The 16,908-nt window shown below is 71.3% G+C and carries 14 protein-coding genes; 4 read left to right on the top strand and 10 right to left on the bottom strand.

What is annotated here, in order from left to right:
• The first annotated feature begins 60 nt into the window (after positions 1 to 60).
• Entirely contained in the window at positions 61 to 2,106 is a 2,046-nt protein-coding gene (locus tag P3X83_RS14450; RefSeq protein WP_277305539.1) for a cation:proton antiporter, read from the top strand.
• Between the two features lie 34 nt (positions 2,107 to 2,140).
• Here P3X83_RS14450 and P3X83_RS14445 read toward each other — a convergent pair whose 3' ends face one another.
• The 4 genes from P3X83_RS14445 to P3X83_RS14430 are packed head-to-tail and all read right to left on the bottom strand — an operon-like array spanning position 2,141 to position 6,762.
• The gene (locus tag P3X83_RS14445) at positions 2,141 to 3,649 is read right to left on the bottom strand and encodes an FHA domain-containing protein (protein WP_277305538.1); all 1,509 of its coding nucleotides are present in this window, start codon (positions 3,647 to 3,649) and stop codon (positions 2,141 to 2,143) included.
• A complete protein-coding gene (locus P3X83_RS14440) occupies positions 3,646 to 4,086 on the bottom strand; it encodes a hypothetical protein (RefSeq protein WP_277305537.1) in 441 nt (146 codons plus the stop codon). The genes P3X83_RS14445 and P3X83_RS14440 overlap by 4 nt, the downstream gene beginning before the upstream one ends.
• 10 nt (positions 4,087 to 4,096) lie before the next feature.
• Positions 4,097 to 5,632, bottom strand: coding sequence for a hypothetical protein (locus P3X83_RS14435; protein ID WP_277305536.1), 1,536 nt, complete (start codon positions 5,630 to 5,632; stop codon positions 4,097 to 4,099).
• A gap of 35 nt (positions 5,633 to 5,667) precedes the next feature.
• On the bottom strand, positions 5,668 to 6,762 hold the full coding sequence (locus P3X83_RS14430) for a site-2 protease family protein (protein WP_277305672.1): 1,095 nt from the start codon (positions 6,760 to 6,762) through the stop codon (positions 5,668 to 5,670).
• A gap of 287 nt (positions 6,763 to 7,049) precedes the next feature.
• On the opposite strand from P3X83_RS14430, the gene P3X83_RS14425 reads away from it, so the two are divergent.
• The 3 genes from P3X83_RS14425 to P3X83_RS14415 all read left to right on the top strand — a co-directional run bounded on the left by P3X83_RS14425 (position 7,050) and on the right by P3X83_RS14415 (position 9,899).
• The gene (locus P3X83_RS14425) at positions 7,050 to 7,919 is read left to right on the top strand and encodes a RecB family exonuclease (RefSeq protein WP_277305535.1); all 870 of its coding nucleotides are present in this window, start codon (positions 7,050 to 7,052) and stop codon (positions 7,917 to 7,919) included.
• Positions 7,920 to 8,022: 103 nt separating this feature from the next.
• Complete coding sequence (locus tag P3X83_RS14420; RefSeq protein WP_277305534.1) at positions 8,023 to 9,219, top strand: sensor histidine kinase; 1,197 nt, start codon at positions 8,023 to 8,025, stop codon at positions 9,217 to 9,219.
• Entirely contained in the window at positions 9,216 to 9,899 is a 684-nt protein-coding gene (locus P3X83_RS14415; RefSeq protein WP_277305533.1) for a response regulator transcription factor, read from the top strand. The genes P3X83_RS14420 and P3X83_RS14415 overlap by 4 nt, the downstream gene beginning before the upstream one ends.
• Here the strand turns inward: P3X83_RS14415 and P3X83_RS14410 are convergent.
• From P3X83_RS14410 to P3X83_RS14385, 6 genes are all read right to left on the bottom strand, one after another.
• The gene (locus tag P3X83_RS14410; RefSeq protein WP_277305671.1) at positions 9,896 to 10,966 is read right to left on the bottom strand and encodes a dipeptide ABC transporter ATP-binding protein; all 1,071 of its coding nucleotides are present in this window, start codon (positions 10,964 to 10,966) and stop codon (positions 9,896 to 9,898) included. The genes P3X83_RS14415 and P3X83_RS14410 overlap by 4 nt on opposite strands.
• Positions 10,967 to 10,986: 20 nt before the next feature.
• A complete protein-coding gene (locus P3X83_RS14405) occupies positions 10,987 to 12,033 on the bottom strand; it encodes an ABC transporter ATP-binding protein (protein WP_277305532.1) in 1,047 nt (348 codons plus the stop codon).
• Entirely contained in the window at positions 12,030 to 13,043 is a 1,014-nt protein-coding gene (locus tag P3X83_RS14400) for an ABC transporter permease (protein WP_277305531.1), read from the bottom strand. Before P3X83_RS14400 ends, P3X83_RS14405 begins: the two co-directional genes overlap by 4 nt.
• Before the next feature lie 86 nt (positions 13,044 to 13,129).
• Entirely contained in the window at positions 13,130 to 14,899 is a 1,770-nt protein-coding gene (locus P3X83_RS14395) for an ABC transporter substrate-binding protein (protein ID WP_277305530.1), read from the bottom strand.
• A gap of 55 nt (positions 14,900 to 14,954) precedes the next feature.
• Complete coding sequence (locus P3X83_RS14390) at positions 14,955 to 15,950, bottom strand: ABC transporter permease (RefSeq protein ID WP_277305529.1); 996 nt, start codon at positions 15,948 to 15,950, stop codon at positions 14,955 to 14,957.
• Between the two features lie 367 nt (positions 15,951 to 16,317).
• Positions 16,318 to 16,806 carry a cellulose synthase gene (locus P3X83_RS14385; RefSeq protein WP_277305528.1) on the bottom strand — a complete coding sequence of 163 codons (489 nt, stop codon included), beginning with the start codon at positions 16,804 to 16,806 and terminating at the stop codon, positions 16,318 to 16,320.
• Between the last annotated feature and the right edge of the window lie 102 nt (positions 16,807 to 16,908).

The raw sequence follows: 16,908 nt of genomic DNA, 5'->3' as shown, positions 1-16,908 counted from the left end.
TCGCGCTGGTCGTTGCTTGACCGAATCCCGACTCAACAGAAGTCTGGCGGAGGAACGCCGATGCGTGTCGACGTGCTGCTGCTCGACCTGGTGATCGTGCTGACGGCCGCCCGCGTCTTCGGGGCCCTGGCCAGGCGATTCGGCCAGCCGCCCGTGGTCGGCGAGATCGTGGCCGGCATCCTGCTCGGGCCCACCCTGCTCGGCCCGTGGATCGGCGGCACCCTCTTCGGCCCGGAGATGCTCCCCGCGCTGCGGGCCCTGGCCGACGTGGGCCTCGTGCTGTTCATGTTCGTGGTCGGGCTGGAGCTCGACCAGAAGCTGGTCCGCGGCAAGGGCCGGGTGGCGGTGACGGTGGCCGTCGGATCGGCGGCGCTGCCCTTCGTCCTCGGCATGGGGCTGGCCCTGGCGCTGGCGGGCGACCACGCGCGGGGCAGGCCGCTGCCGTTCGTGCTGTTCCTCGGGACGGCCATGGCCGCGACGGCCTTCCCGGTGCTGGCCCGCATCCTCACCGACCGCGGCATGCACCGCACCCAGGTGGGCGGGCTGTCGCTCGCGGCGGCGGCGGTGATCGACGTGCTGGCCTGGACGGCGCTGGCCGTGGTGGTCGCGATCGCGGGGGCGGGCGGGGCCGAGGGGCAGTGGAAGGTGCTGCTGGCGCTGCCGTACGCGCTGGTGATGTTCTTCGTGGTCCGTCCGCTGCTGGCCCGGCTGGTGCCGTCCTTCGAGCGGGCCGGGCGGCTCACCCCCGCGCTGCTCGCGCTGGTGCTGATCGGCCTGTTCGCCTCCGCCTGGGCGACCGAGTGGATGCAGGTCCATTTCATCTTCGGCGCGTTCCTGTTCGGCGCGGTGATGCCCCGCGCCGGGGCCGAACGGCTCAGCCACCAGATCCTGGAGCGTCTCGAACAGCTCACCGTGCTGCTGCTCCTGCCGGTCTTCTTCGTGGTCGCCGGGCTGAACGTGAACCTGCGCGCGCTGGACGTGACCAGCGTGGGCGTGCTGGCCGCGATCCTCGTCGTGGCCGTCGGCGGCAAGCTCGGCGGCACCTACGGGGCGGCGCGCCTGGCGCGGCTGGGCGCGCGCCAGTCGTGGGTGCTCGCCACGCTGCTCAACACCCGTGGCCTGACCGAGATCGTCATCCTCACCGTGGGACTGCGGCAGGGGGTGCTGGACCAGGAGCTGTACTCCCTGATGGTGGTGATGGCGCTGGTCACCACGGCGATGACCGGCCCGCTGCTGAACCGGTTCCACCCCGACCGGCAACTGGCCCGCGACGTCGCCGAGGCCGAGCGGGCGGCCCTGGGAACGCGCGCCGCCCACCGGGCGCTGGCGGTGATCCCTCAGGAGAACGCGCGGGCCGCGCCGCTCGCCTGGCTCGCCGCCACGCTGGCCGCCGCCCGGCCGCCGGGCGAGGTGGTCCTGGCCCACCTGCGCGCCTACCCGCCGGGCCGCCTGGAGGTCGGCACGGGCCTTTCCTTCGAGCTGGCCGAGATGGCCGGGGCGATGCACGACCTTGAGGAGCTGGCCACGCGGGCACGGGAGACCGGTGCCGAGGTCAAGGTGGTGAGCCGGTTCGCGGCCGCCCCGGCGGCGGAGCTGCCCGCGCTGATCGCCTCGGCCGCCCCCGACGTGGTGCTCCTGCCCGCCGGCCTGCCCGGGCGCGAGACGATCCTGGCCGCCGCGCCCTGCCGGGTGGTCACCGTGCCGCCGGGGGCGTTCCCCGAGCAGGCCTCAGGCGGCACGCCGGGGCCGGGCATGCCCGCCGGGCCGGTCGCGGTGCTGCACGACGGCGCGGACGCGCCCGCCCAGGTGGCGCTCACGCTGGCGCTGGCCACGGGCAGGCCGCTGGTGGTCGCGGGAGGCGGGCGCGCGGGCGCGGCCCTGGCCCGGCGGCTGTCCAGGCTCGGCGTGGCGGCGACGGCCGCCGCGCGGCCGCCCGCCGAGTCACTGGTGATCGCCTCGGACGCGGGGCACGAGCCGGTGGACGGCGACGCGCCCGCCGTCCACGTGCTGGTCCGCGCCGAGCCGGACGCCGAACCGGCGGACTGGCCCTCGGAGCTGGCCGCCCTGCGCGCGACGGCCCCGCCGTCTCCCGAACCCGTCTCCTGACCCCGCGGGCACCGGCCGTCCGGTGCCCCGGGCCTCAGCGGGTGCGGTGCGACTCGTAGCGCATGGTGCGGGAGACCCCAATGCGCACGGTGGTGCCGGGGGCGATGGAGACCGGCTCGTTGGGCGGGATGTCGTAGAAATTCGGATCGCCGGGCGGCTGGATCTGCGTGCCGTTCACCGAGCCGAGATCGACCAGATTGACGTCCCAGCCGTCGAGGGCGACGCGCAGGTGGCGGCGGGAGACCGAGCCGTCCGGGCTGGTCACCTTGGCGGGCCTGGCCTGGCCCGAGGTGACCTCGGCGGCCCTTTCCGGGTCGCGGCCGAGCAGGTAGTCGGTGTCGAGCCGCAGGGTCATGCCGTCGTCGAGCAGCAACACGCCGAGCGGCGGGCGCGGGCCCTTGTAGGGGACCAGCGTGCGCTGCACCAGGGCGATGCCGCAGACCGCGCAGTACGGCACGCGCGGGTCGTTGAAGTGGTCGTTCTTGCAGTCGACGCCATAGACGAGGGGACGGGAATCGGGCTCGGCCTGCTCGGCGGGCGCCTCGGGCTCGCCCTGCTCCGGCTGGTCCGGCGCCAGCAGCACCGCCTCGAACGGCTGGTCCCTGACATCCGGGAACGCTCCGGCGCCGTTGCCCCTGGCGTGCTCCGGCTCCTCCATGGGCGGCTGCTCGGGGGCCGGGCCCGGCGGCGGCGTGCCGAACGGATCGGACGGCTGGCCGTACCCGGGACCGGGCCCGAAGTGGCCGGGACCGCCGCCCTGCGGGAGCGGCTCCAGCGGCCCGGGCATCGGCCCGGTCGGGCCGGGAGGCGCGGCGTGCATGGGTGGCGCGGGCGGCCCGGGCTGGGCGAAGTGATCGCCGCCCATCGGGTAGGGCGCCCGGTGCTCGGGGGTCGCCGGAGGAGGAGGCGGCGGCGGGGAAGCGGGCCCTGGGGGCGGCATGGCAGGACGCTCGGCCTCGGGCGGCGGGCCCGGCGTGCCGAGCACCGGCTCCGGCGGCGGGTAGTCCTGTTCCAGCCCGGCCATCGGCCATTCCTGCGACGCGGGGACGGGCCGGTCGGCAGGGCCGCGAACGCCCTGGGCGTCGCACGCGAGCCCGCCGCCGACGACCACGCCGTCGTCGAGCCGGGCCCGGGGATGCGGGTCGCCCGCGCCGGGCAGCCGCAGTTCCACGTGGTGCACCGTTCCGGGGACGAGCCGGTCGGTCCAGGTGAGCGCGTCGCGCCCGGCCAGGGTGACCTCGCCGCCCTCGGCCACGACCGTGGCCGAGGCGTCGCCGCTGACCAGGACGGCGGTTCCGCCCCCTGCGGGCCCGGCCACCGCGCAGGCCACGGGCTCCGCGGTCATCGAGCGGGCGAGCACCTGGGCGGCACGGCGGGCCAGCGAGCGCCCGTCGCCCCCGGTGGCGGCCGTGTCGCGGACCGCCTCCAGCAGCTCCGAGGCCACGGCGTCAGCCGCGTCGCACACCAGGAGCAGGCCGCCGACGTGGGCGACCAGCCCGTTGCCCGGAAGCGGACGGACCACTCCGAAGCCCTGGTCGGTCACAGAACTCTCCCTCCCCGGAATCGCCACCGGATGAACGGCACCCTCATCGGGCCGTTCGCCACCAGCCACACACACATCCATACCACCAGGAAGTGTGTCCAGAACGCTCCGGCGGACGGGACCGGATCGATGAAGCTCAGCACCTCGGACCGTAGCAAATAGAACACTAGTAGACCTTCAGGGAGGAGAGTGACGAGACCAAAAAGGGTCGGCCAGTCCTTCTCCCATCGGAACTGCATCAGGAAGTGATACACGAACTCCCAGCACACGCCCAGCACGGCGATCGTCGCGAGCACCGAGAAGGCCGCCGCGTAGAGGGCGCCCAGGCCCACCGCCGGCCCCGGAAGCACCGGCACTATCAGTAATGTAACGATCGCGCCCACGGTCGCCAGCAGGAAGACCCGGGTCTGGATACGGCCGATCAGCGTGGGAACCACGAGAGCCTCCTTAGACGGGCGAGTTGAAGGCCCACTTGAGCCACTGCGCGGTCGAGCGCAGCGGCCCCATCCTCCGGCAGAAGCCGCGCCTGGCCAGGTCGTCGGCGATCTCCTGGGCGGCGATCTGCAGGCCGAGGAAGGTGTCGACCCCCGGGAAGTAGCCGCCCAGGGTGGCCGATCCGGAGGCGTAGAGCGCGCCGTCGCCGCTCGCGGTGCCCTTGACCTCGAAGTGCCGCTCTACCTCCAGGCGGCCGACCGGATTGCGATAGGCCCCGCCGTGGCGCAGCAGGTCGTCGAACACCCGGTGCTCGGCGATGTCTGCCTCAAGGCCGGTGCAGTCGATGACATAGTCGGCGACCGGCTGGCGGATCGTGCCGTCGTTGCTGCGCACGTGGCTCACCAGGCGGCCGTCGGCGCCGGGCTCCACCTTCTCCACCACGCCCTGGACGGCGTGGTAGTAACCCCCGGCGCGGCCCTCACGCATCTGCTCCTGCCAGCGGCGCCGCCTGGGAGTGTTGGTGCCGCCCATCTCCTTGTACTTGCGGGCCCGATCCTCCCCTTCCAGCCTGCGCATCTGCGCCTTGAGCTGCCCGCCCCACACCGACTTGGGATAGTTGAACCCCTGGTAGGCCCAGCCGTCGCCGCCCTTGCGGCGGTTCCACGCGTTGCGGCCGTGCGGACCGGTGACGAACGTGCGGAAGATGTGCACGACCTGGGTGGACAGGTTCAGCCGCTCCCGGTCGTCGAACAGGCGCTGCAGCACGCGCGAGGCCACGATGCCGCCGCCCCGGATCACCACCGTGCCGGGGCGGGTCTTGAGGAACTCGTAGACGTGCTCGTGCGGCTCGTAGGCGTTGACCACGCGCTGGTAGTCGCCGTAGGTCTGGCGGAACTCCTGCAGGTCGGGCAGGAACCGCAGGCCCGGATAGCCGACCGCGAGGTGGACGAACCTGGAGCGGAACACCACGCGCTTGGTCGCCGACGCGCCCTCGGGCGGGGTGACGACGGTGAAGTAGCCCCCGCGCGCCCGGCGGCGGACCATCCGGACCTGGCCCTTGACCAGCATGTCCCAGTAGCCGATGCGTTTGGCCTCGCGTTCCAGGCCGGTGAAGACGGTGCCGGCGCGCGGGGTCCAGTAGTCGTCGAGGATCGGCTCGGTGAGCACCTGCCACAGGTGCCGCAGGGTCTTGTCCCGCCAGGTCTCCTCCAGCGCGTAGGACGGGAAGCCCCACAGGTTGTCGGGCCGGGAGGAGGAGTCGGAGCGGATCCGCTCCGGGCGGGGGATCTGTGAGCTCCTGGTGAGGAACTCGTAGGTCTGCCACGGGTGGCCGATGTTGGAGACGACCCTCATCTTCGAGCCGGGCACGCCGTACACCCGCAGGTAGTCGAGCATGACGAAGGATCCGATCCCTCCGCCCACGGTGAGGAAGGGGATGTCGTGCATGGGGATGCCCGCCGCCGTGACCATCTGGTCGGTCCACTCGGGGGCGCCGAGCAGCTCCGCCGTCAGGTCGCCGGCGGCCGCCGGTAAGGAGGGGGTTGGCACGTGTGAGTCCCCGTTCAGGTCGCTCGGCCGGGGCCTCAGACGCCGCTGAACACCCGGTTGACGTCGGCGGTGGAGAGCACGCCGTACACCTCGCCGCCACGCTCGACCAGCAGGTATTCACCCGCGGGCGCCTCGCGCATGGCGTCGATCAGCGCCTCGCCCGCCAGGTCGGCGGCGAGCACCAGGGACGGCTCCAGCGTGCGGGCCAGCGAGCCCGCGGTCACCCACGGACGGCGCTGCTCAGGTGTCGCCTCGACGGCCGCCTCGTTGACCAGCGCGACCGGCCTGCCGTCGTGGTCGACCACGACCATCGCCCCCGCCTGGGCGTCGGAGGCCCGCCGCAGCGCCTCGGCCAGCGGCACGTCGGAGGTCACCGGGATGGCGCGCCTGGCCAGCGAGCGCGCGTCCACCTGCGGGATGCGGGCGCGCACCCGGGCCGTGCGCAGCGACTGGGTGGCGCCGAACCAGATGAACGCCGCCAGCAGCACCGACCACAGCACGAACCAGCTGATCGGCGTCTGCCCGCTCATCAGCGAGAGCGCGAGCGGCACGATGACCAGGACCACGGCCAGCGCGCGGCCGACCCACGCGGCGGCGATGGTGCCGGCCCCCGGGTCGCGGGTGGCCTTCCACACCCCGGCGCGGAGCATCCGCCCGCCGTCGAGCGGGAGGCCGGGCAGCAGGTTGAACACCCCGACGATCAGGTTGGCCACCCAGAGCTGCCAGATCAGCACGCCCGCGATGCCCCCGGTCGGCACGACGAACGCGCCGAGCAGGAACCCGGCCAGGGCCAGGCCCAGCGAGAGCAGCGGCCCGGCGAAGGCCACCATGAACTCCCTGCCGGGCGAGTCGGGCTCGCGCTCGATCTCCGAGACCCCGCCGAGCAGGTAGAGCGTGATGCGGCGGACCGGCAGGCCGTAGTGCCTGGCCACCACGCAGTGCGCGAGCTCGTGCAGCAGCACCGAGACGTACAGCAGGACGGCGAACGCGAACGCGACGGCGTAACCGGCCGCCTCGCTCAGCCCGGGAAGGGTGAGCCGGACGGTCTCCTGGTAGGTGATGGTGATGAAGGCCGCCACGATGAACCAGGTGGGCGAGACGTAGACGGGGATGCCGAAGGGCCGGCCCATCCGCAGACCTGGTGATCGCTGTGGGCTGTCGCTGCTCACTCGTCTCGCTCCGCCTTCTGCCGTGAGGCGCGTCCGCCGTGCAGGCCGTTCGCCTAAGAGACTAGATGCCTCCTGGACCTTGATGCTACGCGTCATCGGCCCTTACGCCGCCGCCGCGCCGCACGCGCGGGCGGCCGGATCGTGAAGATGTCGGCCCCGTGGCCTAAAGTGCGGGGCATGGTGGATCGAACCCGGCCCTGCCCGGCCCCCCGGCTCCCGAGCCCGCGCGGCACGGCGGCGGGCGGGCCGTGAGCGCTCCGCCCGCCGAGCCCTCGGTCATCGGCGCGCTGTCGCCGTCCAGGGCCGGCGACTTCATGACCTGTCCCCTGCTCTACCGCTTCCGGGTGGTCGACCAGCTCCCCGAGCGGCCCTCGCCGGCCGCCGTCCGGGGCACGGTGGTCCACGCCGTCCTGGAGCGCCTGTACGACCTGCCCGCGCCCGAGCGCACCGTGCGCGCCGCCCTCGACCTGCTGGAACCGCAGTGGCAGCGGCTGCTGGAGCGCGAGCCCGAGTGCGCCGGGATGTTCGCCGACGAGCGCGAGCAGGCCACCTGGCTCGCGCAGGCCCGCGACATGCTGGAGCGCTACTTCACCCTGGAGGACCCCAGCCGCCTGGAGCCCGCCGAGCGCGAGCTCTACGTCGAGGCCGTGCTCGACAACGGCCTGATGCTGCGCGGCTACATCGACCGCCTCGACGTCGCCCCCACCGGCGAGGTCCGCGTCGTCGACTACAAGACCGGCACCTCCCCCGGCCGCGACTTCGAGGCCAAGGCGCTGTTCCAGATGAAGTTCTACGCGCTGACGCTGTGGCGGCTGCACGGCACCGTGCCGCGCGTCCTGCAACTGGTCTACCTGGGCAACGGCGAGGTCCTGCGCTACACGCCCGACGAGGCCGACCTGCGGGCCACCGAGCGCAAGGTCTCGGCGCTTTGGCAGGCCATCGAGCGCTCGCTGACCACCGGCGAGTGGCGGGCGCGGCCGAGCCGGCTGTGCGGCTGGTGCGACCACCAGGCGCTGTGCCCGGAGTTCGGCGGCACTCCCCCGCCGCTGCCCGAGCGGCGGCCGGGAGACACGCTGACCGGGGGCCGTCGCCGCCGCGCCGCCAGCGACGAGCTCTGACCCGGGCGCCGTCCGTCCGGGTCCGGCCCGGTCCTTCCAGGGGATGAGGCGGCATCATCCTGCCGCAGGGTCCGTGCCGCGTGTGGGGTTCTACATTGAAGGCGTGCGCACCACCCTCGGCGGCCTGCGGGCCTGGCTCGGCCTTCACCCCATGGTCCCCGACTCCCTCCTCGCGGGGCTGCTCGCGGCCGTGGCCGTCGCCGACCGGCTGGCCCCCGGGCCCTTCGCCCGGCCGATGCCGGCCGCCGCGCTGGTCCCGATCCTGCTGGCCTGCGCGGCCGTGTCGGTGCGGCGCAGGTGGCCGTTCACCCTGCTGTGCGCCCTTGAGGTCCTGCACGTCACGCTGCTCGCGGCGGGCCACGAGACCTCGGTGATCGAGTGGACGGTGCTGATCGCGGTCTACTCCGTGGCCGCGCACCGGGGACTGGCGGTGAGCCTGGCCGGGTTGTGCCTGGACATGGTCGCCATGCTGGCGGCCCTGGCCATCGGGGTCGACGTCGAGACCAGGACGACCCTGCTGTTCGGTTCGGCGATCTCGGTGACGGTGTGGGTGATCGGGCGCAGCCTGCGGATGCGCCGGGCCTACCTGGCGGAGCTGAAGGACCGCGCCGAACGCCTGGAGCGGGCGCGGGACGCCGACACCAGGGCCGCGCGGGCCGAGGAGCGCTCGCGCATCGCCCGCGAGCTGCACGACGTGGTGGCCCACCACGTGAGCGTGATGACCGTCCAGGCCGCCGCCGCCCGGCGGATCCTGACCGCCAACCCGCAGGGCGCGGGCGAGGCGCTGTCGGCGATCGAGGACATGGGGCGCACCGCGATGGCGGAGATGCGCAACATCGTGGGGGTGCTGCGGACCGACGACGGGCGTTCCGGCCCTGCGGAGCGCGGCCCGCAGCCCGGCATGCTGGAGCTGCCCGCGCTGGTGGAGCAGATGCGCGAGGCGGGCCTGCGCACCCAGCTCTGGACGGAGGGCGAGCCCAGGGACCTGCCGCCGGGCATCGACCTGGCGGCCTACCGGCTGGTCCAGGAGGCGCTGACGAACTCGCTTCGGCACGCGGGGCCCGACGCCAGGGCGTGGGTGACCGTCCGTCACGAGCCCGGCGAGTTCACCGTGCACATCGAGGACGACGGGCGCGGCCCGGCCGCGGCCAAGCCGGACGGCGAGCGGCACGGTTCCGGCCATGGCCTGGTCGGAATTCGCGAGCGAGTGGCGCTTTATGGTGGAATGCTAAGAATCGGCCCGCGTGCTGGGGGCGGCTTCGAGGTTCGGGCACGGTTCCCGCTCAAGGACGGACGATGACGATCAGAGTGCTGCTGGTGGACGACCAGCCGCTGCTGCGCACCGGATTCCGGCTGATCCTGGAGGCGGAGACCGACCTCACCGTGGTGGGCGAGGCCGGTGACGGCAAGGCCGCCCAGGAGCAGGCCCGCGCGCTGCTGCCCGACGTGGTGCTGATGGACGTGCGGATGCCCGGAGTGGACGGCATCGACGCGACCCGCAGGATCGTCCGCGAGGCCATGGCGGGCGCGCACGTGCCCAAGGTCCTGGTGCTGACCACCTTCGACCTCGACGAGTACATCGTGGAGGCGCTGCGGGCGGGGGCGAGCGGCTTCCTGCTCAAGGACGTGCCGCCCGACGACCTCGTGCAGGCCATCCGCGTGGTCGCGGCGGGCGACGCGATCGTCGCGCCGAGCGTCACGCGGCGGCTGCTCGACCGGTTCGCCACCCGCCTGCCCCCGGCGCACCCGCAGTCCACTCCCGCCCGCCTGGGCCGGCTCACAGAGCGGGAGCTCGAAGTGCTGCGGCTGATCGCCAGGGGCATGTCCAACGCGGAGATCGCGGCCAAGCTGGTGGTGAGTGAGACCACCGTGAAGACCCACGTCGGCAACGTGCTTACCAAGCTGTCGCTGCGCGACCGGGTGCAGGCGGTGGTGCTCGCCTACGAGACCGGCCTGATCACGCCGGGCGCGATTCCCTAGTCGGCCGGGCCGTCAACCGCGTCGGCGGGCTCCTTCGGGGCCGGCGAGGCCTCCGGGGCCACCACCGCGTCCACGGGCGCGTTCTCCGGGAAGTGGCAGGCGACGTAGTGCCCGGTGGCCAGCTCGACCAGCGGCGGCTCCTGCTGCTTGCACCGGTCCTTCGCCTTCCAGCACCGGGTGTGGAAGCGGCACGCGGGCGGCGGGTTCAGCGGTGAGGGGACGTCTCCGGTCAGCCTGATCCGCTCGCGCCCGCCGCGCCCGGCCGGGTCCGGCACCGGAACCGCCGACAGCAGCGCGTTGGTGTACGGATGCATCGGCGCGTTGTACAGGCTCTTCCGCTCGGCGAACTCGACGATCTTGCCGAGGTACATCACCGCCACCCGGTCGGAGATGTGACGCACCACCGACAGGTCGTGCGCGATCACCACGTAGGTGAGGTCCAGTTCGCGCTGCAGGTCTTCGAGCAGGTTCACCACCTGCGCCTGGATCGACACGTCGAGCGCGGAGACCGGCTCGTCGGCGATGATCAGCTTGGGCTTGAGCGCCAGAGTGCGGGCGATCCCGATGCGCTGGCGCTGGCCGCCGGAGAACTCGTGCGGATAGCGGTTGTAGTGCTCGGGGTTCAGCCCGACCATCTCCAGGATCTCCTGGACGGCCTTCTTGACGCCGTTCTCGGTCTGGATGCCCTGGATCCGGTACGGCGCGCCCACGATCGTGCCGACAGTATGCCGGGGGTTGAGCGACGAGTAGGGGTCCTGGAAGATCATCTGCATGTCGCGGCGGATCGGGCGCAGCCCGGACTGCGACATGCGGGTGATGTCACGCCCCTCGAAGACGATCGAGCCGCCGGTAGGGTCGAGCAGGCGGGTGATCAGGCGGCCCGTGGTGGTCTTGCCGCAGCCGGACTCGCCCACCAGCCCCACGGTCTCCCCCTTTCGCACGGAGAAGGAGATGCCGTCCACCGCCTGCACGGCGCCGATCTGCCGCTTGAGCAGCCCCTTGGTCACGGGGAAGTGCTTTACGAGGTTCGTCACCGCGAGCAGCGGCTCGGCGTCCCCGGGCGCCACGGCGCCGGTCGGCGAGGTGGTCACGTGGTCTCCATCATCGGCTTGACTGCGTTCTCCCAGATCTCCCGCCGCCGTTCCGTCGGCAGGTGGCACCGCACGAGATGCCCGCCGGTGGCGGTCTCCGTCAGCTCGGGCACCTCCGTCCTGGCGCGCTCCCCGGTCTGCTCTGCGTAGGGGCAGCGGGGGTGGAAGGCGCATCCGGGCGGGACGTTGATCAGCGAGGGCGGGCTGCCCTTGATCGGCAGCAGCCGGTCGGTGGGCTCCCGGTCGAGCCGGGGCACCGAACCCAGCAGGCCCCAGGTGTAGGGGTGCTCGGGAGCGTAGAAGATGTCCTCGGCCGCGCCGTACTCGACGCACTTGCCGCCGTACATCACCAGGATGTCGTCGGCCAGCTCGGCGACCACGCCGAGGTCGTGGGTGATGATGATCAGCGCCGAGTCGAACTCCCGCTGCAGGTCGCGCATCAGGTCCAGGATCTGGGCCTGGACGGTGACGTCGAGCGCGGTGGTCGGCTCGTCGGCGATCAGCAGCTCCGGGTCGCAGGACAGCGCCATCGCGATCATCGCGCGCTGCCGCATGCCGCCGGAGAACTGGTGCGGGAAGTCGTCAACCCGGCGTCCCGGCTCGGGGATGCCGACCCGGCCCAGCATGTCGATCGCGTGCCGGCGGGCGGCCACCCGGCTCACGTCGTTGTGGATCCGGTACGCCTCGATGATCTGACGGCCCACGCTGTAGTACGGGTGCATCGCGGACAGCGGGTCCTGGAAGATCATCGCCATCTTCTTGCCGCGCAGCTTGCGCACGAACTCCGGAGAGGCGGAGACCAGTTCCTCACCGTCCAGGCGGATCTCACCCGAGATCCGGGCGGCGCCGCCCGAGTGCAGGCCGAGGATGCCCAGACTGGTCACGCTCTTGCCGGAGCCGGACTCCCCCACGATGCCGAGGGTCTTGCCCCGGCCGAGCTCGAAGGACAGCCCGTCCACGGCGCGGACCACGCCGTCGTCGGTCGGGAAGTGGATGCAGAGGTCGCGCACCGCGAGGTGCGGCCCCGTGGAGCCAGCGCTCACGAGAGCCTCACCCTCGGGTCGACGACGGCGTAGAGCAGGTCAACGATCAGGTTGGCGATCACCACGAACAACGCGGCGAGCAGGGTGACGCCCATCACCTTGGGCAGGTCGTTGCTGCCGATCGCGTCGATGGCGTACTTGCCGAGCCCGTTGAGCGAGAACGTGCTCTCGGTCAGGACGGCGCCGCCGAGCAGCAGGCCGAAGTCCAGGCCGAAGATGGTGACGATCGGTGTGAGGGCGGCCCGCAGGCCGTGCCTGACCACCACCACGCGCTCCGGCAGGCCCTTGGCCCGCGCGGTGCGGATGTAGTCCTCGTTCATCGCCTCCAGCATGCCCGCCCGGGTGAGCCGGGCGTATCCGGCCGCGAACAGGAACGCCAGCGAGATCCACGGCAGGATCAGGCTGTAGGCCCATTGGAACGGATCGACGGTGAAGTCCACGTACGTGCCGCCGGGCACCGTCCAGCCCAGCGAGTAGCTGAAGATCACCAGCATGATCATGCCGGTGAAGAACACCGGCAGGGAGACCCCGCTCAGCGCGATGCCCATGGCCGCGCGGTCGAACAGGCTCCTCGGTCTGAGCGCCGAGATCACCCCGGTGGCGACCCCGGCGATCACCCAGATCACCGCGGCTCCCACGGCCAGCGAGAGGGTCACCCTCGACCGGTCCACCAGGTCGGGCCAGACGGGTTGCCGGGTGAGGTAGGAGTAGCCGAAGCAGGGCGCCGGGCACTGCTCCACCATGGTCCCGGTGTTGTACTCCGACCCGGCCACCAGGCCCTTGACGAAACGCCCGTACTGCACGGGCAGCGGATCGTAGAAGCCCAGCCGTTCGGCGTTCAGCTTCTGCGTCTCCGCGCTCGCCGTACGGCCCGCGTAACGGCTTGCCATGTTCTCCGGAGTGGCGCCGACCAGGCGCGGCACCAGAAAGAAGATCGCGAAGGTGACGATGCTCACGATCACGAGCATGATCACCGCGCCGATCAAGCGCCTGATGATGTATGTGGTCACAGTGCCCGGCCAGGGCGGCCGCCCCGGGGATCGCCCGCGGCGGCCGCCGTCGCCTTCACCTGCCTATCTGCTGGAGGGGCGGTCCACTACTGCTGGACGCCGAGTCCGACGTAGTCGTACATCTGCTGGGAGTCGCTGACGAACACGTTCGTCAGGCCCTTGCCGCGCATCAGGATCGACCGCGCGTGCACGCCCGGCAGGGTCACCGCCTCGTCCGCGATCCGCTGGTCGATCTGCGACCAGAGCTCGGTGCGGGCCGCCGCGTCCTGCTCGGCCTTGACCTTGTCGATGTTCTGGTCGACCTCGGGGATCTTGATGCTGAGGTTGTAGTTGCCGGCGTCGCGGATGGTACGGCTGTCCACGATGGCCTGCATGAAGCCGAAGGTCTCCGGGTAGTCCGAACCCCAGCCGTTGACGGCCAGCCCCAGCTTGTTCTCCTTCACGTACGCCGGCTTGCCGGCGTACAGGTTGAAGTAGTCACCGTCCGGGAACGGCTTGAGGGTCAGCTTGATGCCGACCCTGGCCAGCGACTGCTGCATCGACTCGGCGAACGCCTTCTCGGCGGGGCGCTCGGCGCGGTAGGAGATGTTGGCCTCGAAGCCGTTCGGCTGGCCGCAGGCCGCCAGCGCCTGCTTGGCCTTTTCCACGTCGCCCTTGTCACCGGGGGTCGCGTACGTGGTGAGCTTCTTGGAACCGTCCATGCTCGGCGGAATCATGCCGGTGGCGATGTCACCGCCGTTGGGCCCGCCGTAGGCGCGCTGGATCGAGGTGCGGTCGGCCGCCCACTCCACGGCCTTGCGACAGTCGATCTTGTCGAAGGGCGCGACATCCGGAATGATCGAGACGTACCAGAGGCGCTGGAGCTGCGGGTTGTCGGTCCGGCTCTTCATCGCCGGGTCGTTGAGCACCCGGGTGCGCGCGGCCTGGCCGAGGCCCAGGCCGGTGACCGCGACGTGCAGGTCACCGGAGATCAGCCGGTTGTCGATGTCGTCGGCGTTGGCGTTGAGCTGGACCTCGATGCGCTCCGGCAGCGCCGGGCGGTTCGGGTCGGTGGCCGGATCCCAGTTCGGGTTGCGCTTGAGCGCGAACGACTTCTCCAGCTCGTTGGTGTCGAACATGTACGGACCGGTGGAGATGACGTGCTCCTGGTACTTCGAGCCGGTGTCCTTGGCCTTGGGCACGGGCATCGTCATCGGCATCTGCACGATGTAGTCGAAGGAGCTGAACGGCGCCTTGAGCTTGAAGACGATCGTCTGGTCGTCGGGCGTCTCGATCGCCGAGCTGATGTCCTTGTCGGGCTCCTTGAAGGCGCCCTTGTAGTCCTTGGGCCAGTCGAGCAGCTCGTTCAGGTAGCCCGGGCCGTGCGGGAGCGTCTCCTTGTCGAAGGAGCGTGCCACGGCGTAGGCGACGTCCTTGGACGTGACCTCCGTGCCGTCCTCGAACTTCACGCCCTTGCGCAGCTTGTAGGTCCAGGTCTTGCCGCCGTCGCCGGGCGTGCCCAGGCTCTCTGCCAGGTCGGGGACCAGCGTGTTGCCGTCCTTGCCGGGGGCCGACTTGAACATCAGCAGGGCGCGGCCGTACAGGCGTACGAAGTTGAACGAGTAGCCATAGTAGGTGTCACCGGGGTCAAGGCTGTCCCAGGTGCCCTCGTGGGCCATCTTCAGCGTTCCGCCCTTGGCCGTCGACGGGTTGAACACCTTGCCGAGAGCCGCGTTGAACGCCTCAGCGCCCGCGGCCGCGGATCCGCCACCCGTCTGTGCGGGAGGTGTGTTCCCGCCACCGCCGCCGCAGGCCGATAGGCCCAGCGCCAGCACGGTTCCGATGGCCGCGACGGCCACTCCGGATCTTTTTCTCATTACTTCGCACCCCTTTGTTGGGATATTTAGCCGGGGATCGAGGTGGGTTTGCGGGCTAACGGGCTCGCGGGTCGAAGGCGTCCCGGAGGCCGTCGCCGAACAGGTTGAAGGACAGCACCGTGATGAAGATGGCCATCCCCGGGAAGATCGCGAAGTGCGGGAGGGTGTAGTACCGCACCGCGTCGGCCAGCATGCCGCCCCACGTGGGCGTGGGCGGCCTGACGCCCACTCCGAGGAACGACAGCGCCGACTCGAACAGAATGTTCGACGGGATCAGCAGGGTCGCGTAGATCAGGATCGGCGCCACCAGGTTGGGCAGCAGCTCGCGGAAGATGATGTACGGCGCCCGCGCCCCGAGGCTTCGCGAGGCGTCGACGAACTCCCGCTCCCGCAGGGAGAGCGTCTGCCCGCGGATGATCCGGCCGATGTAGGGCCAGTTGAAGAACCCGATGATGAAGATCAGCAGGCCGATGCGCAGCGAGTCGCCGGTGAGGCCGAAAGCGCTCTCCGGGATCGCGCCCACCAGCGCGATGGCGAAGACCAGCAGCGGGAAGGCCAGGAACACGTCCATCGTGCGGCCGATGACGGTGTCCACCCAGCCGCCGAAGTAGCCGGCCACCACGCCGAGCAGTGTGCCGATCACCACGGACAGCAGTGAGGCGAAGAAGGCGATCAGCAGCGAGATCCGCGCGCCGTACACGATCCGACTGAACAGGTCGCGGCCGTTGGCGGGCTCGACGCCGAACAAGAATTCCCAGCTCATCCCGCCGAAGGGGGCGAGCGGCACGCCGGTGTTCGCGTCGGTCAGCTCCTCGTGGAACTCCTGGGGCGGATGCCCGAGCAGGCCGACGATGAGGGGCGCGAAGATCGCCATCAGGATGAGGAAGATCACGGTGGCCGCGCCGGCCATGGCGACCTTGTCGCGCTTGAGCCTCGACCAGGCGATCTGTCCGAGCGACCGGCCCGAGATGGCCTTTCCGCTAGCGCCCTGGAGTACCGACTCCGGCGGGGCCTCCGGCCCTGTGCCCGAGACGTCGAGCGGTGCGGTCATGCTTCAGCCCCCTGGGTCGCAGACGACGTTATTCCGGGTGGGCGCGGGTGTGCGCCCAGGTTCGGAACCGCGTTGCGCGGCCCCCGGAAGGCAGAATGTATGCGGCCAAGTGCGCTGACTACCCCTTTCGCCTGCGATGTGGCTCAACTGTGATTCACGCGACACGCATTCGTATTGATCTTGAAGGAATGTCTAGAACACGTTCTGGTTTTGTCGCGATTCGGTGACATCCTCCCTTACTCGGACCACAACAGCGACCACGGAGCGTAACCGATCGTGAGCATGAAAAGACGCGCGCCGCGTACCGGCTCACAGCCGGTAGCCGCAGGCGCGCGAATACCTTGACAGAAGGTCTTACAAGGTGCGCTCAGCCGATGCCACGCCGCTTGAGGATGTCCTCGATGTCGGAGAAGTCATCGTCGGCGGCCTTCTTGGCGGGCGCTTGCTTCGGCGTACGCGTCGGCAGCGGCTGGGTGGCCGTCGCGGCGGGGGTGACCCCGGGACGCGCCTGGGCCGCCTGTGCCTGCGACCGCTCCCGCGCCGGAGCCGCCTTGGCCTGATTCCGGCCGCGCAGCACGCCCGAAACCAGGTACAGCACCACCGCGAGGCCCGTCAGCGCCACGCCGATCCACACCGAGGGCGAGAACACCAGCCCGGTGACGAACCCGACCACCGACGAGCCGATGTTCCACAGCACGGGGAGCGCGCCGGTGAGATACGCCGCCATCGGCAGCAGCGACCAGGCTGTGGCGCGCAGGCCGGCCGCCGCCCCCTTCCGCCGCAGCAGCAGGAAACTGATCACCAGTCCGACACCGGTGAGCCCGGCGCACAACGGCAACCACGCGATCTGATCCATGTCCGGTCGCCCCTCGTCTCGGCTTCTCCGCTTTCCATCCTGGCACGCGAAACGGACCGGGCCTCTCCTACCCAAGGGGGATTGATCCGGGATCATCCCCCT

The sequence above is a fragment of the Spongiactinospora sp. TRM90649 genome (assembly GCF_029382225.1).
Classification (GTDB): domain Bacteria; phylum Actinomycetota; class Actinomycetes; order Streptosporangiales; family Streptosporangiaceae; genus Spongiactinospora.
The sequence above is the reverse complement of the archived record's forward strand: the minus strand, read 5'-3'. Positions and strand labels throughout refer to the sequence as shown.

Excerpts from the sequence above, each read along its gene's own strand:
- P3X83_RS14395 (WP_277305530.1), bottom strand. The coding sequence starts at position 14,899 with ATGAGAAAAAGATCCGGAGTGGCCGTCGCGGCCATCGGAACCGTGCTG.
- P3X83_RS14430 (WP_277305672.1), bottom strand. The coding sequence starts at position 6,762 with ATGGGCCGGCCCTTCGGCATCCCCGTCTACGTCTCGCCCACCTGGTTC.
- P3X83_RS14415 (WP_277305533.1), top strand. The coding sequence starts at position 9,216 with ATGACGATCAGAGTGCTGCTGGTGGACGACCAGCCGCTGCTGCGCACC.
- P3X83_RS14390 (WP_277305529.1), bottom strand. The coding sequence starts at position 15,950 with ATGACCGCACCGCTCGACGTCTCGGGCACAGGGCCGGAGGCCCCGCCG.
- P3X83_RS14450 (WP_277305539.1), top strand. The coding sequence starts at position 61 with ATGCGTGTCGACGTGCTGCTGCTCGACCTGGTGATCGTGCTGACGGCC.
- P3X83_RS14385 (WP_277305528.1), bottom strand. The coding sequence starts at position 16,806 with ATGGATCAGATCGCGTGGTTGCCGTTGTGCGCCGGGCTCACCGGTGTC.